This window comes from Saccharothrix tamanrassetensis, assembly GCF_014203665.1.
GTDB lineage: Bacteria > Actinomycetota > Actinomycetes > Mycobacteriales > Pseudonocardiaceae > Actinosynnema > Actinosynnema tamanrassetense.
In genome coordinates, this window is the sequence record NZ_JACHJN010000004.1 from 669,325 (window position 1) to 685,038 (window position 15,714).

At 71.6% G+C, this 15,714-nt stretch carries 15 protein-coding genes and 1 tRNA gene; 5 read left to right on the forward strand and 11 right to left on the reverse strand.

Annotated elements, in window-relative coordinates:
- Nucleotides 1–187 precede the first annotated feature (187 nt).
- Nucleotides 188–691 carry an inorganic diphosphatase gene (locus tag FHS29_RS16205; protein ID WP_184691462.1) on the forward strand — a complete coding sequence of 168 codons (504 nt, stop codon included), beginning with the start codon at nucleotides 188–190 and terminating at the stop codon, nucleotides 689–691.
- Nucleotides 692–761: 70 nt separating this feature from the next.
- Here the strand turns inward: FHS29_RS16205 and FHS29_RS16210 are convergent, their stop codons facing one another.
- Both FHS29_RS16210 and FHS29_RS16215 read right to left on the reverse strand, forming a co-directional pair.
- A complete protein-coding gene (locus tag FHS29_RS16210) occupies nucleotides 762–2,432 on the reverse strand; it encodes an MDR family MFS transporter (protein ID WP_184691463.1) in 1,671 nt (556 codons plus the stop codon).
- A 3-nt stretch (nucleotides 2,433–2,435) separates the two neighbouring features.
- A complete protein-coding gene (locus FHS29_RS16215; protein WP_184691464.1) occupies nucleotides 2,436–2,951 on the reverse strand; it encodes a MarR family winged helix-turn-helix transcriptional regulator in 516 nt (171 codons plus the stop codon).
- A gap of 128 nt (nucleotides 2,952–3,079) precedes the next feature.
- Between FHS29_RS16215 and FHS29_RS16220 the strand changes: the two genes are divergently transcribed.
- Nucleotides 3,080–3,535, forward strand: a complete 456-nt coding sequence (locus tag FHS29_RS16220) for a DUF4442 domain-containing protein (RefSeq protein ID WP_184691465.1) — start codon at nucleotides 3,080–3,082, stop codon at nucleotides 3,533–3,535.
- On the opposite strand, the gene FHS29_RS16225 is transcribed toward FHS29_RS16220, so the two are convergent.
- The gene (locus FHS29_RS16225; RefSeq protein ID WP_184691466.1) at nucleotides 3,532–3,954 is read right to left on the reverse strand and encodes an uL11 family ribosomal protein; all 423 of its coding nucleotides are present in this window, start codon (nucleotides 3,952–3,954) and stop codon (nucleotides 3,532–3,534) included. The two genes, FHS29_RS16220 and FHS29_RS16225, sit on opposite strands and share 4 nt — an antisense overlap.
- Nucleotides 3,955–4,045: 91 nt before the next feature.
- The gene (locus FHS29_RS38125) at nucleotides 4,046–4,198 is read right to left on the reverse strand and encodes a hypothetical protein (RefSeq protein ID WP_312864935.1); all 153 of its coding nucleotides are present in this window, start codon (nucleotides 4,196–4,198) and stop codon (nucleotides 4,046–4,048) included.
- Here FHS29_RS38125 and FHS29_RS16230 point away from each other — a divergent pair.
- Together FHS29_RS16230 and FHS29_RS16235 are read left to right on the forward strand one after the other, a co-directional pair.
- Nucleotides 4,185–4,760, forward strand: coding sequence for an excalibur calcium-binding domain-containing protein (locus tag FHS29_RS16230; protein ID WP_312864936.1), 576 nt, complete (start codon nucleotides 4,185–4,187; stop codon nucleotides 4,758–4,760). The genes FHS29_RS38125 and FHS29_RS16230 overlap by 14 nt on opposite strands.
- Before the next feature lie 9 nt (nucleotides 4,761–4,769).
- A complete protein-coding gene (locus FHS29_RS16235; RefSeq protein WP_184691468.1) occupies nucleotides 4,770–5,705 on the forward strand; it encodes a TIGR03617 family F420-dependent LLM class oxidoreductase in 936 nt (311 codons plus the stop codon).
- On the opposite strand, the gene FHS29_RS16240 is transcribed toward FHS29_RS16235, so the two are convergent.
- A complete protein-coding gene (locus FHS29_RS16240; RefSeq protein WP_184691469.1) occupies nucleotides 5,692–5,832 on the reverse strand; it encodes a hypothetical protein in 141 nt (46 codons plus the stop codon). The two genes, FHS29_RS16235 and FHS29_RS16240, sit on opposite strands and share 14 nt — an antisense overlap.
- 187 nt (nucleotides 5,833–6,019) lie before the next feature.
- Nucleotides 6,020–6,093: transfer RNA gene (locus FHS29_RS16245), tRNA-Thr, on the reverse strand.
- A 125-nt stretch (nucleotides 6,094–6,218) separates the two neighbouring features.
- Here FHS29_RS16245 and FHS29_RS16250 point away from each other — a divergent pair.
- Nucleotides 6,219–7,829, forward strand: a complete 1,611-nt coding sequence (locus FHS29_RS16250; protein ID WP_184691470.1) for a hypothetical protein — start codon at nucleotides 6,219–6,221, stop codon at nucleotides 7,827–7,829.
- A 45-nt stretch (nucleotides 7,830–7,874) separates the two neighbouring features.
- Here the strand turns inward: FHS29_RS16250 and FHS29_RS16255 are convergent, their stop codons facing one another.
- From FHS29_RS16255 to FHS29_RS36835, 5 genes are all read right to left on the reverse strand, one after another.
- Entirely contained in the window at nucleotides 7,875–9,077 is a 1,203-nt protein-coding gene (locus tag FHS29_RS16255; RefSeq protein WP_184691471.1) for a DNA polymerase III subunit delta', read from the reverse strand.
- A gap of 22 nt (nucleotides 9,078–9,099) precedes the next feature.
- Entirely contained in the window at nucleotides 9,100–11,112 is a 2,013-nt protein-coding gene (locus FHS29_RS16260; RefSeq protein WP_246440313.1) for a bifunctional MFS transporter/dTMP kinase, read from the reverse strand.
- A gap of 71 nt (nucleotides 11,113–11,183) precedes the next feature.
- Entirely contained in the window at nucleotides 11,184–11,816 is a 633-nt protein-coding gene (locus tag FHS29_RS16265; protein WP_184691473.1) for a hypothetical protein, read from the reverse strand.
- A 15-nt stretch (nucleotides 11,817–11,831) separates the two neighbouring features.
- Nucleotides 11,832–14,603, reverse strand: a complete 2,772-nt coding sequence (gene topA, locus FHS29_RS16270; protein WP_184691474.1) for a type I DNA topoisomerase — start codon at nucleotides 14,601–14,603, stop codon at nucleotides 11,832–11,834.
- A gap of 126 nt (nucleotides 14,604–14,729) precedes the next feature.
- Nucleotides 14,730–15,662 carry a hypothetical protein gene (locus FHS29_RS36835; protein WP_246440314.1) on the reverse strand — a complete coding sequence of 311 codons (933 nt, stop codon included), beginning with the start codon at nucleotides 15,660–15,662 and terminating at the stop codon, nucleotides 14,730–14,732.
- Between the last annotated feature and the right edge of the window lie 52 nt (nucleotides 15,663–15,714).

Here is a 15,714-nt window from a genome sequence, read left to right on the forward strand (position 1 = left end):
TCGGCGGCTCATGGGCGGTCTCGTCGTCGTCGACGGTCGGCCACGATGGCTCGTCGGGCACGCAGTCCTCCGCGGTTGATTACGGGCAACGTCACACCCGTGACCGGGCACATGGATGAGGGTTGACGACACCTCGTGGTCCACACTAGTGGCGTAACGAACGTCAAAGACGAGCGAGGACCGCGCAGTGGAGTTCGACGTCACCATCGAGATCCCCAAGGGGGTCCGGAACAAGTACGAGATGGACCACAAGACGGGGCGCATCCGGCTGGACCGGACCCTGTTCACGGCCACTCAGTACCCGGCGGACTACGGCTTCGTCGACAACACCCTGGGCGAGGACGGCGACCCGCTGGACGCCCTGGTGATCGTCCAGGAGCCGACGTTCCCCGGCTGCCTGATCCGCTCCCGCGCGATCGGCATGTTCCGGATGACCGACGAGAAGGGCGGCGACGACAAGCTGCTCTGCGTGCCTGCCGACGACCCGCGCTCGGAGCACCTGCGCGACATCCACCACCTCAACGAGTTCTACCGGCTGGAGATCCAGCACTTCTTCGAGGTCTACAAGGACCTGGAGCCGGGCAAGAGCGTGGAGGGCGCGACCTGGGTCGGCCGGGTCGAGGCGGAAGCCGAGATCGTGCGGTCCTACCAGCGCCTGAAGGACGCCGTCGCGCGCGGCGAGGACCACTGAGTCGGTAGACGCGAAAAAGCGGGCCACCCCCCGACGAGTGGCCCGCTTTTTCATTCGATGGTGTGACGTTTCAGTGGATGGCGACCGGGGCCTGCGCGGCCTCGTTCTCGTCGTTCACCCGCTCCAGGCCGGACCGGCTGGACAGCGGCACCTCGCGCAGGAACCAGACGAACGCGAACCCGACCACCGACACCAGCGCGCCGACCAGGAACACCAGGTCGATCGAGCCGGAGAAGCCGTCCAGGAACGGCCGCGCCAGCACCGGGTCCAGCGTCTCGAGGAACTCGGTGTTGTCCAGGCTCAGCCCGCTCCCGCCGTCCTTCAGGGCGGCGGCGAACTGCTGGTTCTCCGGCCGCGCCAGGGCGGCCAGGAAGTCCGGGTTGCCCCTCGCCGCGTTCAGCGCGTTGCCGATCTTGTCGCCGACCGTGCTGAACAGGATCGACAGGAACACCGCGGTGCCGACCGTGCCGCCGATCTGCCGGAAGAACGTGGCCGAGGCGGTCGCGACGCCCATGTCGCGCGGCTCCGCGTCGTTCTGGATGGCCACCAGCAGGGTCTGCATGCACAGGCCCAGCCCGGCGCCCATGAAGAACATCATCACCAGCGGCTGCCAGACCGGCGTGTCGGTGCCGATCGTGCTGAACAGGAACAGCGAGATCGCCATCAGGCCCAGCCCGACCACCGGGAACACCTTGTACCGGCCGGTCTTGGCGGTGTAGCTGCCGCTGCCGCCGGCCGCGGTCATGATGCCCAGCGTGAGCGGCAGCATCATCAGCCCGGACTCGGTGGCGCTGTAGCCCTTCACGATCTGCAGGTACAGCGGCAGCGAGACCATGCCGCCGAACATGCCGAGGCCGAGCAGGAAGTTGACGGTGTTGCCGAGCGAGAACGTCTGCCGGCGGAACAACCGCAGCGGCAGCAGCGCCTCGTCGCCCATCCGCTTCTCGGTGAACACGAACCCGACCAGGCCGAGCACGCCGACGACGTACATGGCGATCGCGGTGCCCGAGGCCCAACCCCAATCGCGGCCCTGTTCGGCCACGATCAGCAGCGGCACGAGACCGATGGTCAGCAGCGCCGCGCCCATGAAGTCGATGCGGTGGTCGACCCGCTTGTGCGGGATGTTCAGCACCTTCGCCACCACGACCAGCGCGACCAGCGCGATCGGCACGTTGATCAGGAACACCCAGCGCCAGCCGGCGGTGCCCAGGAAGTCCTCCATGCCCGCGAACAGACCGCCGACGACGGGGCCCGCGACGCTGGAGATGCCGAACACCGCCATGAAGTAGCCGGTGTAGCGGCTGCGCTCGCGCGGCGACGTGATGTCCGCCAGGATCGCCATGGCCAGCGACATCAGACCACCGGCACCGAGGCCCTGCACCGCGCGGAACGCGGCGAGCTCGTACATCGAGTTCGCGATGCCGGAGAGCAGGGAGCCCGCGAGGAACAGCGTGATCGCGGCCAGGTACATCGGCTTGCGGCCGTAGATGTCCGACAGCTTGCCGTACAGCGGGGTCGAGATGGTGGCCGTGATCAGGTAGGCCGTGGTCGCCCAGGCTTGCAGGGTCTGGCCGTTGAGCTCGTCCGCGATGGTCTTCATGGCCGTGGCCACGATCATCTGGTCCAGCGCGGCGAGGAACATCCCCAGCAGCAGGCCCGACAGGATCGTCAGGATCTGCCGGTGGGTGAGCAGGGCGGCGCCGGGTGGCGGCGCGTCCGCTCGGGTTGTCGTCTCCGACATCACTCACTTCTCCCCTTCTGAGCGCGGCCCCAGTCCGCTCTCAGCGATGAAATCCGGCAGAGCGCGTTCGTAGTCGCCCACGAACCGCTCGAAGTAGTCGATGAACGCCGCCAGGTCCCCCTCGGACCAGTCGGCGAGCATGCGTGCGATGGACTGGTTGCGCATCAGCCGCCGCTCAGCCAGCAGGCGTTGCCCCGCGTCCGTCACGGCCAGCACGCTGGCCCGGCCGTCGTCGGGATCCGCCCGGCGTTCGACCCACCCCTCTTTGACGAGTGTCGCGACCTGGCGGCTGACCGTCGAAGGGTCCGAGAAGACCGCCTCGGCCAGCGCACTCGACCGGGAAGGCCCCAGGTGGCTCAGGTTCGCGAGCAGCACGAACGAGGCCTTGTCCATCCCGGCCCTGCTCATGTGCGCGGCGACGCACGCGTGCATCTTGTTGAGGCGTACCAGCGCCATGCCGACTCGCTCGGCATTGGCGAGCTGCGCCGCACGCGCTTCGTCACTCACCGGGGTCGCCATGGAACACTCCGTTTGCTTGCATCATCCAACTAGTTGCTGAGTGCAAGCATGAACCTTCGGGAGAGTCTTGGCAAACGAAATAACCGGTGACTCGCGTCTCATGGCTACCGGCCGGTAACATCCGATCCATGAGCGCTGACTACTCGTTCGTCGCCGACGCGATGAAGCAGGCCGTGCCCTGGGTGAAGACCAGTGGAGTCGAGTTCGCCGAGGTGACCGGCGACCGGGTGGTCGCCGACCTGCCGGACGACCCGGCCACGCACAACCACGTGGCCGGGCCGCACGCGGCCATGATCTTCGGCCTGGGCGAGACCGCGTCGGGCGCGGTGGCGATGGCGGCGTTCGCGCCCCACATGGCCAAGGCCACGCCGCTCGTCGCGCGTTCCGAGATCAAGTACCGGAAGCTGGCCCGCGGCGCCCTCCGCGCCGAGGCCGTGCTGGGCCGCCCGGCCGACGACGTGGTGGCGGAACTGGACGCGGGCACCCGGCCCGAGTTCCCGGTCAACGTGACGGTGACCAACGCCGAGGGCGTGACCACGGCCGAGATGGTCGTCGTCTGGACCCTGCGCCCCAACCGCGCCTAGCCCTCCACGGCAACCCCCATCGACCGGGCGGTGCCGGCGACGATCCGCTCCGCCGCGTCCAGGTCCGTCGTGTTCAGGTCGGGCAGCTTCCGCTCGGCGATGGCACGCACCTGGGCGCGGCGCAAGGTGCCCGCCACCTGGTGACCGGGCGCACCGGACCCCTTGCCGCCCAACGCCTTCCGGATCAGGAACGCGGTCGGTGGCGTCTTCAGCCGCAGCTCGAACGACCTGTCGTCCCGGACCACGACCACGACCGGCACGACATCGCCGCGCTGGCCGGCGGTGGCCTCGTCGTAGGAACGCTTGACCCCGACCAGGTTCACGCCGGTCTGGCCGAGCATCTTGCCCAGGTCCATCATGGAGGCGTTGCCCGCCTCCAGGTTCATGGTGATCTCGTGGGTCTTCTTCGCGGGTGGCATGGCGGCGACGGTAGGAATTGACGTAACGGCAGACTCAACCCGAATTCCGGGGTGGTCCGGGTAACGGTCCGCCCGGTGCCCGACGATGACGTCACATGACCGATGCGGACTTACCCCGAAGATCGTTGTCACTGCTGGCGTTCGCCGTCCTGGCCCTGAGCGCGTGCAGCGCCGAACCGTCCACATCGCGCTCGCCGTCGTCACGGAGCACCGCTCCCACAACGACTTCCGTGACCACCTCCACAACGACCACCTCCACGACGACCACGACCACGCCACCCGCGGTGCAGGTCGCCGCAGTGGTCGACGGCCGCACCATCACGGTCACCGGCGGCGGTCAGGTGGTGTTGGCGGGCTTGGCGCAACCCGGCGCGTGCTGGTCCCAGTCCGCCGTGGAGTTCCTCCGGAACACGGTGACCGGCAAGCAGATCCGCGTGGTCGGCGGCACCGTGCTGCTGCCCGACGGCAGAGACCTGGCCGCGCTCGCGCTCGAACAGGGCGTGGCCCGTGCCGGGCAGACCGCCGGCTCCGGGCTCACCTCCGCCCAGGCCGCCGCGAAGGCGGCAGGGCGCGGCCTGTGGGGCGCACCGTGCTCCGGCGCGGACACCGTCGCACCTCCGCCGCCTCCCCCGCCGGCCTACACCCCGCCGCCGCAGGAGACCGTCGCGCCGGAGCCACCACCGAGCGCGTACTACGCGAACTGCTCCGCCGCGAGAGCGGCCGGAGCCGCCCCGCTCCACATCGGCCAACCCGGCTACCGCCCGGCTCTGGACCGCGATGGCGACGGCGTGGCCTGCGAGACGTAGTTTCACCCCGTGAAGGTCGACCGCCTGGACATCTCGTACGACCCGCGCACCGTCGTGGACGCCGCACGACAAGCCGAAGCCGACGGCTGCGCGGGCTTCTGGCTCGCGGAGACCAAGCACGACCCGTTCCTGGGCCTGGCCCGGGCAGGCGCCCACACCGGGCTGGAGCTGGGCACGGCCATCGCGGTGGCGTTCGCGCGCAACCCGATGAGCACCGCCGTGCAGGCCAACGACCTGCAACTGCTCTCCGAAGGGCGCTTCAACCTCGGCCTGGGCTCACAGGTCGAACCGCACATCACCAAGCGCTTCGGCATGCCGTGGTCCCACCCCGCCGCGCGGATGCGGGAGTTCGTGCTGGCGCTCAAGGCGGTCTGGCACACCTGGGCCACCGGCGAACGCCTCCGCTTCCGCGGCGAGTTCTACACCCACACCCTGATGACGCCGTTCTTCGACCCCGGCCCGAACCCCCACGGCCCGCCGAAGGTCTGGCTGGCCGGGGTGGGCGGGCTGATGACCGAGGTCGCCGGCGAGGTGGCGGACGGGTTCCTGTGCCACAACTTCACCACCGAGCGGTACCTGCGCGAGGTGACGCTGCCGGCGTTGGCGAAGGGCCGGGCGAAAGTCGGGAAGACGTTGGCGGGCTTGGAGATCAGCGCCCCGTCACTGGTCGCGTGCGATGACCGCCAGGTCGCGGACGTGAAGCGGCAGATCGCGTTCTACGGCTCCACCCCGGCCTACCGCAAGGTGCTCGACCTGCACGGCTGGGGCGGGCTGCACGACGAACTGCACCGCCTGTCCCGCCGCCGGCTCTGGGACGACATGGCCGCCGCCGTCGACGACGACGTCCTGCACGCGTTCGCCGTCGTCGGCACCGAGTCCGAGGTCGCGGCGGAACTGGACCGGCGCTACGGCGACGTGGCCACGAGGGTCCTCAGGAGCGCGTGAGCCGGTGGTGGAACAGCGCCGGCTCCGCCCTCACCCACGCCACCTCCCGCCGCGAGACCCATCGCCGCCGCCCGACCCGCGCGGAGAGCACGACGAACGGCAGCGACATGACCGTCGGCACGATCATCGTGACCATCGTCATCACCCCCACGGAGGCAACGGCGAGGTCGGCCGGGTCTGACGCGAACAGACCAAAGGCCACCCTGATGGAGCAACGGCCCCCGCTCCGGCAGGACCACGGCGTCACCGGCCCGACTACCCGCGAGAACGAAGAAAAGGCCAGGTCAGCGGACTGACCTGGCCTGTCCCACCTGAGCCGCCTATCGGAATCGAACCGATGACCTGCTCATTACGAGTGAGCCGCTCTGGCCGACTGAGCTAAGGCGGCGAGACGCGACAACTATAGCCCAGGCGTCGACCGTCACCGAATAGGGGTCCGCTCGTTAGGGTCGGCAGTGACGCCGCTCACGCGAGCGCCGCACCTGACGTCGCCGCCGTGGGAGGTCCGACCAGATGCGCCTGATGGCCCTGCCTGTCGCCGCCGTGCTGGTCGCGCTGTGCGCCGCTCCCGCGTTGGCCCAGCCCACGACGACTCCGGTGCCGGGGCCCCGAGACCCGAACCAGCCGCCGGTCTCAGCCGGGCCCGAGTCGGCGACGCACGCGATCGGGGACGCCGGAACGGGGCTGGCGGTGGTGCGGCTCGCGCCGGACTCGACGCCGACGAACACCGTCCTGCCGGGGTTCGGGGAGTCGCTGCCCAAGCAGTCGGCCGCCGAGATCGGGGTCGGGCTGGCCAGTGCCCAGGCGAACACCGAGGCGTTCCTGGCCTACGAACGGGCCGTCGCGCAGGCCTCCCCGCTCGGCTTCGCCGTCCAGGGACGTGCGCCGCAGACGCCCGGCACGCTGGTGCAGACCGCCTCGCCGGACAACGCCGCACCGGTCACCGGCGGCCTGAACCCGCCGCAGACGCCGCTGGACACGCTGCTCAAGGTCGGCCTGCTGAACGGCAGCGTGCACGCCCGCTGGGACGACGGGCTGGGCCCGTGCGTGCAGCCGCTGGCCGACGCCGGGACGTCCGTCGCGAGCCTGTCCGTGCTCAACGCCATCCCGACGCTGCCCGGCTCCACGGACCTGACCGGGATGCTCACCCAGGACACGCCGAAGCTCGACGCGAACGCCAAGCAGACCCTGATCGACAGCCTCAAGGGCCTCTCCGGCCCGCTCAGCCGGCTCGGCGGCCTGCTCTCCGGCTCCGCCGACACCGGCGCGCAGGGCTCGCTGCTCAGCCTGCCGGACACGCTCAGCGCCCGCTCGACCGTCGAGCTGGTGGACCTCCCCGGCAGCGCCAACAAGGCCGTCAAGTCGACCTCCACCCTCCAGGCCGCCAGTGTCCGGCTGCTCGCGGGCACCCCGATGGAGATCCGGATCGACGTGGTCGGACAGCCGACGCTCACCGCGCTGTCCACGGGTGACGCGAGCACCTCCCGGGTCACCTACACCGCCCCGGTCCTCAAGGTGAGCCAGGGCGGCCGGGAGCTGGGCACGCTGGACGCGGCCAACCCGAAGCTGGACGTGCCGATCGGCATCCCGGTGCTCGGCGACCTGAAGCTGCCGGTCGTCGGCGGTCTCGCCGAGCGCAAGCTCGACATCGGCGTGCTGCGCCTGCAGGTCGCGCAGCTGAACGAGAAGTCCATGGTGCTGGACGGCCCGCTCCGGCAAGGCGGCCCCGTGATCAAGGGGTTCATGCTCGGGGCGACCGCGCGGCTGCTCGACCTCCAGCTGCTGCCGACCGATGCCCTCGGTCTGCCGAACCTGCCGTCGGCGCTGGCACAGGTGTCCCTGGGTGAGCAGATCGTCCGTGCGGCCGCCCCGAACGGCGGAGTGGTGTGCGCGCCGGTCCAGACGCCACCCGGTGGCGGCGGGCAGGCCGCCCCGCCCAAGGACAACCCGCCGCTGGCGTACACGAACGCCGCCTACAAGACCATCCCGATCTTCTGGACGGGCACCGCGCTGCTGTTGGCCGGCGTGGTCGTGGTGGCCGCGCTGCCGATGCGGCGACGCCCCCTCAAGCCCGTCACCGGACTGACCACCGGACCGACCACCGAGCCGCCCGCATCCGAGTAGGAGCACGGCTCACGGGCCGCGACCGCGCCGGGTGGTCGTGGCGGGTCAGCCGCGCTGGAGCGTGGTCAGCATCGCCTCCACCGCGATGCGCGGCTTCACGTTCAGCTCCAGCGCGTCCCGGCACGCCAACACGGCCTCCAGCCGCCGCAGGGTCGACTCCGGCGTCCACATCCCGGCGGCGGTCCGGGCGTCCGCCGCGCGGTCCGGGTGGTTCAGCACGGCCGCCGCGCCGGACGCGGTCACCAGCACGTCCCGGTAGAACGCCGCCAGGTCCACCAGCGCCTGGTCCAGCGAGTCCCGCTGGGTCCGGGTGGCCCGCGACTTCTGCCGCTTCTCCAGGTCCTTCAACGCGCCCTTCGCGCCCCGGGTGGCCGCCGCGGTGCCCTTGCCGGTGCCGCCCGCGCCCATCGCGGTCTCCAACGCGTGCCGCTCGGCCTCGTCGCGCGCCTCGTTGGCGGTCGACGCGTCCGCCTCGGCCGCCTGCACCAGGCTGTCCGCGCTCGTGAAGATGTCCGCCGCGCGCCGCAGACCCAGCGGGATCCGCAGCACGGACTCCCGCCGCGCCCGCACCGACTCGTCGGTCGCCAACCGCCGCGCACGGCCCACGTGCCCACCGCACACCGAAGCCGCCCACGAGGCCACGTCCGGCGCGATGCCCTCGTCCTCCAGCGCCGACGCGATCGCGGCCACGCGCGGCGTGCCCAGCGACACGATCCGGCAGCGCGAGCGGATGGTCACCGACACGTCGTCGGGGTGGTCGGACGGCGCGCAGAGCAGGAACACGGTCCGCTCCGGCGGCTCCTCCACCGCCTTGAGCAGCGCGTTCGCCGCGCCTTCGGTCAGCCGGTCGGCGTCGGCGATGATCACCACCTGCCACTTGCCGGACGTCGGGCGGCGGGCGGACACCTGCACCAGCGACCGCATCTCGGCGACCGAGATGGACAGCCCCTCGGGGGCGACCACCCGCACGTCGGCGTGCGTGCCGGCCAACGCGGTGTGGCACCCGGCGCACACACCGCAGCCGGGCCGGTCGTCCGTGACCGAGCACTGCAGGGCCGCCGCGAACGCCCGCGCGGCACCGGAACGGCCGGAGCCGGGTGGTCCGGTGAACAGCCAGGCGTGCGTCATGGCCCCGGGAGCCGGCGATCCGCCGGCCACGATGGCAGCGGCGGCCTCGGCGGCGGCGCTGAGCACGCCCACCACGTCGGGCTGACCGACGACCTCGCTCCACACACCCCTGGTGCCCACGACCGACCAACCTACCGAGCTTTCAGGAACTCTCCACCACCGGCCGCACCGAGGCGCGGGCCACCAGCGGCAGCACCCCGGTCCGCACCCGCTCGGCCACCTCGTCCACCGTGCCGTCGGCGTCCACCACCACGTACCGCTCCGGATCGGCCGACGCCATCTCGGTCAGCAGCCGCTGCACCCGCCAGTGGTGCCCCACCGCGTCCAACGGCCCGGCGGACCCGACCGGCGTCCGGTCCAGCAGCACGGTGACGTCCGGCCGCAGCCGTCCGGTGGCCCAGTCGACCAGGCCTTCCATCTCCCGCGGCTCGACGCTGCCCACCGCGCTGAAGTGCGCCAGCGGGCTGTCCACGTACCGCTCCATGACCACCAGCGACCCGGTGTCCAGCGCGGGCCGCACCTCGCGTTCCACCACGTCCGCCCGCACCGCCGCGGCCACCAGCGCGTGCGCCCGCACGCCCGCCAGGTCGGCCGTGGTCAGCAGGTTGCGCAGCCGCTGCTCGTCCAGGTCGGGGTCGGAGGCCAGCAGCACCCGGTGCCCGGCGGAGCGCAACGCCGACGCGAGCAGCCGTGCCTGGGCGGAGGTGTCGGCCCGGCTCTCGCCCTCGACCGCGATCAGCACGCCGCTGCCCCGCCGAGACCGGCCGCGCAGCGCCGCCAGGAGGTCCGACAGGATCGGCTCGGACCGCCGGTCGTCCATCTGCCGGTACGCGATCAGCCCGAGCAGCGCCGCGATCACCGCCGCGCCGAACAGCACCGGCCGCGTCCCGTCGACCTGCATCCGGTGGCCGAACACGGTGATCGTCTGCTGCTGGACCAGGCTCACCAGCAGCGGGGCCGCCGCGGACGCCGCGAACAGCACCACCTTCAGCAGCGACTGGAGCAGCGCCACCGTCCGGCCGCGCATGGCGTCCTCGACCTTGGACCCGACGATGGTCAGACCGGTCAGGAACGCCATCCCGGCGCACCCGCCGACCAGCGCCACCGCGATCAGCGCGATCCACAGGTGCGGGGCGAACGCCACCAGCATCAGGCTCAGGCCGGCCAGCACGATGGTGACGCCGAAGAGCCGGTCGTAGGTCAGCCGGCGGGCCATCTGCGGGGCGATCGCCATGCCGAGCGCCAGACCCGCGAACACCGCCACGAACAGCAGGCCGAACGTCGAGTCGCCGCCCAGCAGGGACGACGCGTACAGCTTGGCCGTGCCGATCACCGCGCCCGCCGCCGCGAACGCCCCGATCATGCCGATCACCAGGCCGCGTACCAGCGGCGTGCGGCCGGCGAACCGCAGGCCGCCGCGCAGCATGGCGAAGAAGCCCTCGCGCTCGCCCTTGTCCCGCTTGGCGGCGGAGGCCCGGCCGGACAGCTCCGGGATGCGGGTGGCGACCAGGATCGCCGAGGTGACGTACAGCGCGCCGTTGACCATCACGGCGATGGTGGCGATGCGGAACTCGATGTCGGTGTTCTGGAGGTGGAAGTAGCCGGGGATGCCGGAGATCAGCGAGTACAGGCCCGCGCCGCTGATCACCGAGATGCCGTAGGTCATCACCAGGCCGAGCTGGTTGGCCGTCTCCACCTGGTCGGGCCGGCGCAGCAGGTTCGGCACCGCCGAGTCCTTGGCCGGGATCCACAGCATCGCGCAGCAGCCGACCAGGAAGTTCGCGATGAACAGCCACCAGGCCGTGCCGACCAGGGCGATGGAGATGAACAGGCCGCCGCGCAGCAGGTCGCAGACCACCATGATCCTGCGCCGGTCGAACCGGTCCGCCAGCACCCCGCCGAGCGGGGCGAACAGGATGCCGGGCAGCAACTGGGTCAGCACCACCAGGCTGAGCGCGAAGCTCTCCCACTGGTAGCTCTGGGTCAGCTTGGAGACCAGGCCGGTCAGCGCCAGGAGTGACAGCCAGTCACCGACGCTGCACAGATAGGTGACACCCCACAGCCTGCGGAACGGCCGGATCGCCAACACGCTGCGAATCCGGTGACTGGTCGAACCAGCTGTGCCGCCGTCTCGGATGGTGCTCACCCCCGCCATTCGTGCAGGCAACAGGGTAGCCGGGACGATTCGGCCGGATGACCGCATCCACCGTTCAGGTGATCACGCCGTTATTTGAACAGTTCCGCCACCGCTCCGATGATCTCACGCAGCACGTTGAACAGCAGCCCGCTCAGCACGGCCAGTACGGCGAGGCAGCCGGCCGGCCCACCTCTGCCGCTCTTGCGCTCCGGCGCGGTCCGTTGCTGCGGGGACTCGACCTGCCGCATGGCGAACGGCACCGGTAGCTGCGTGCCGGTCGGACCCGACGCGAACGGAGCGGGAGGCTGCGCCGGGCGGAGCGGGCCCGGCGCACGAGGGGCCGTCCGGGGCGCCGGAGGCCTGCGTGCCGGAGTTCTGCGACGCTGCGCGGAGACCCGCCGATCCGGGGCGGGGGCCGGCCGGTCCGGGACGACCGGAGCCGGTGGGGGCACCGCGCCAGGCCCGCCGGTCAGCTCCGGGCCGGCGAGGAGGTCCGGGCCGACCAGCGGGTCCGCGAAGGGCACCGCACCGCCGGCGACCAGCCCGCCCAGGGCGTCCGGGAACGCCGCGGCAGCCGTGGCACCACCGGTCACCAGACCCGAGAGGGCGTCCGGGAACGGCCGGGGCGCAGCGGCCCCACCCGTCACCAGGCCCGCGAGCGGGTCCGGGAACAGGCGAGGCGGCGGTGGGTCCTGCGTGCCGTCCGGGCCGGAGTCGTCCACCGCCCCATCATCCCGCTAGCTCTTCGACTTGGCGGGCGCCTTCTTGCGGGCCGGGGCCTTCTTCTTGGTCACCGGCCCCTTGGCGCGCTTCTCCGCCAGCAGCTCGGCCGCGCGCTCGTCGGTCAGCCCCTCGACGCTGTCCGACTTGCGCAGCGACGCGTTCAGCTCGCCGTCGGTGACGTAGGGCCCGAACCGGCCCTCCTTCACCACCATCGGCTTGCCGGACACCGGGTCCGCGCCCAGCTCCTTCAACGGCGGCGCGGCGGCGGCCCGGCCGCGCTTCTTCGGCTCGGCGTAGATCTTCAGCGCGTCGTCCAGGGTCACCGTGAACAGCTGGTCCTCGTCGGTCAGCGACCGCGAGTCGGTGCCCTTCTTCAAGTAGGGCCCGTACCGGCCGTTCTGCGCGGTGATCTCCGCGCCGGTCTCCGGGTCCTTGCCGACCACGCGCGGCAGCGAGAGCAGCTTCAGCGCGTCGTCCAGCGTCACCGTCTCCAGCGACATGGACTTGAACAGCGACCCGGTGCGCGGCTTCGGGGCCTTCTTGGTGCCCTCCGGCGCCTCCGGCAGCACCTCGGTCACGTACGGCCCGAACCGGCCTTCCTTGGCCACGATCTCGTTGCCGGTGACCGGGTCGTTGCCCAGCGAACGGCCCTCCTGCGGGGTCGCGAACAGCTTCTCCGCGACCGCCCGGTTCAGCTCGTCCGGCGGCAGGTCGTCCGGCAGGTTCGCGCGCTGCGAGGTCTGCTCGCCGTCCGGGCCCTCCACCTCGCGCTCCAGGTACGGCCCGTAACGGCCGACCCGCACCACGACCGTGCGGCCCTCCACGTCCACGAACAGCGGGATCGAGTTCACCTCGCGGGCGTCGATCTGCTCCACGCTCGACCCGACGAGCTTCTTCAGCCCACCCGAACGGCCCACCGAGGACTCCGGACCGACGTTGCCGCCGAAGTAGAACCCGGACAGCCACGTGGTGCGCTCCTGGCGGCCGGCGGCGATGCCGTCCAGCTCGTCCTCCAGCGCGGCGGTGAAGTCGTAGTCCACCAGCCGGCCGAAGTGCCGCTCCAGCAGCCCCACCACCGCGAACGCCACCCAGGACGGGACCAGCGCGGAACCCTTCTTCCACACGTAGCCGCGGTCCTGGACGGTGCTGATGATCGACGCGTAGGTGGACGGGCGGCCGATGCCCAGCTCCTCCATGGTCTTGATCAGGCTGGCCTCGGTGAAGCGCGGCGGCGGCGACGTCGAGTGCCCGTCGGCGGACAGCTCGGTCGCGACCAGCGACTGGTCCTTCGCCAGCTGCGGCAGCCGCGACTCGGCGTCGTCGGACTCGCCGCCCGCCTCCGAGTCGACCGTCTCCACGTAGGCCTTGAGGAAGCCCGCGAACGTGATGGTGCGGCCGGACGCGGCGAACGTGACGTTCTCACCGACTTCCCCGGCGGAGCCGGGAATCCCGTGCCTGGTGCGTCCGCTGATCCTCACGCTCGTGGTGTTGCCGCGCGCGTCGGCCATCTGCGAGGCGATGGTCCGCTGCCAGATCAGCTCGTAGAGCTTGAACTCGTCGGACTCCAGCTCCCGCGCCACCTCGCCGGGCGTGCGGAACACCTCGCCGGCGGGACGGATGGCCTCGTGCGCCTCTTGGGCGTTCTTGACCTTCCGGTTGTACTGGCGCGGCTCCTTGGACACGTACTGCGCGCCGTACAGCTCGGTGGCCTGCGCCCGGGCCGCGCTGATGGCCGTCGTCGACAGCGTGGTGCTGTCGGTGCGCATGTAGGTGATGTAGCCGTTCTCGTACAGCTTCTGCGCGGTCCGCATCGTCCGGTCCGCGGAGAAGCGCAGCTTGCGGCCCGCCTCCTGCTGGAGCGTGGAGGTCATGAACGGCGCGTACGGCTTGCGCGTGTACGGCTTCTCCTCCACCGAGGAGACCGTCATGGCGGCGTTGGCCAGGCCTTCGGCGATGGCGCGGGCCTGGGCCTCGTCCAGGACCCGGACCTCCGAGCCCTCCTTCAGCCGGCCGGTCGACTCGAAGTCGCGCCCGGTGGCCAGCCGCACGCCGTCCACGGCCACCAGCCGGGAGCCGAACGTGCGCGGCGAAGCGCTCCCGCCGGCGTCCATGGTCGCCGAGACGTCCCAGTACGAGGCGGTCACGAACTTCATCCGCTCGCGTTCCCGCTCGACCACGATCCGGGTCGCCACCGACTGCACGCGGCCCGCCGAGAGCTTCGGCATGACCTTCTTCCACAGCACGGGGCTGACCTCGTAGCCGTAGAGGCGGTCCAGGATGCGGCGGGTCTCCTGCGCGTCGACCAGGTCCTGGTCCAGGTCGCGGGGGTTCGCGGCGGCGGCCAGGATCGCGGGCTCGGTGATCTCGTGGAACACCATCCGGCGGACCGGGACCTTGGGCTTGAGGGTGTCCAGGAGGTGCCAGGCGATGGCCTCGCCCTCCCGGTCGCCGTCTGTCGCCAGGTAGAGCTCGTCGACGTCCTTGAGCAGCTCTTTCAGCTCCGCGACGGTCGCCTTCTTGTCCGGCGTGACGACGTAGAGGGGCTCGAAGTCGTGGTCGACGTCGACGCCCAGCCGCGCCCACGGCTGCCCCTTGTACTTGGCGGGCACGTCCGCCGCGCCCCTCGGCAGGTCGCGGATGTGTCCCTTGGATGACTCCACGACGAAGTCGTTGCCGAGGTACGACGCGATCTTGCGCGCCTTCGCGGGCGACTCGACGATCACCAACCGCCGGTTGCCGCCCGCTGATCCCCCGCTGCTCTTCTTCGCCCGTGTCGATCCAGCCACGCCGTCCCGCTCTCTCCGAACACTGTGTCCCGATCCGCCAGTGTGCACTGTCCTTTGTCGCCGCCTGGGCAGCCCTGGTCGGGACAGGGTGACACAACTGTGCCTGATCGCCCGCCAGGAGGACCGCTACGCGGCCGGCCAGGTGCGTTCGACGACTCCACGCGGAGCACGCCCGACCAGCTCGGCCAGCCGCTCCAACCGCCGCCGTCCCACCACCCGCAGCGCGGGTCCACCGGTCTTGAGCAGTGTGGCCGGAAGCCCCGAGGCCGCCAACGCCTTTTGCAGCGGCTCGTGCGTACCGGGCGATTCCGGGTCCAGGCCGAGCACGTACCCGGACTCCACCCACCGACCCGACGCCAGCGCCCACAGCCGCAGCACGCCGCCGTGCAACGTGAAGTCGGCCGGCACCACCTTGGCCTCCCCCGCCAGCCACTGACCGGCCAGGCCGGTCAGATCGGTGCGGAACGCCGTGGCGACCTCCAGCTCGCCGCCGACCACCGCCGGGTCCGTCTGCGGCCGGCGGCTCCCGGCCTGGTCGGACGGGTCGCCCTCGACCTCCGGGTGATCCGGGCCGGCCTGGTCGGCCCGCTGCCCGGCAGACCCGTCCCGCTCGCTCGCGGGCCGCTCGTGCCCGGTCGCACCGCCCCTGCCGAACACCACCCCATCGGGCTCCGCCTCGTCGGGCACGATCTCGTCGGGCCCGATCCCATCGGGTACGACTTCGTCGGGCCCGGCGTCGGCTCCGGTGTCGGTGGAAAAGAGCCGGCGGTCGTCCGGCGTGTCGTGCGGTCGGTCCTCCCGCGGCGGCTCGGCGGGTCCGCCGTCCGGCTCCGGCAGGACCGCGGGCCGGCGCACCACCGACAGCTTCGCCTGCACCCCCCGTTCGGCCAGCGCCGCGACCAGCGCCAACCCCCGCCACCGCTCGTCCAGGTGCACGGAGATCCGGGCCGCCCGACCGCGCGCGAAACCCACCGCCCGACCGGGCCCGCACAGCAGCCCGGCCAGGTCGGCGACACAGGGACGGCGCGCCTCGGCCGAGAAGAAGGACAGTTGCCCCACGATCCCGAAGCGTAGAACACACGTTCGAGAACGACCAGTCTCCGACCGGGCG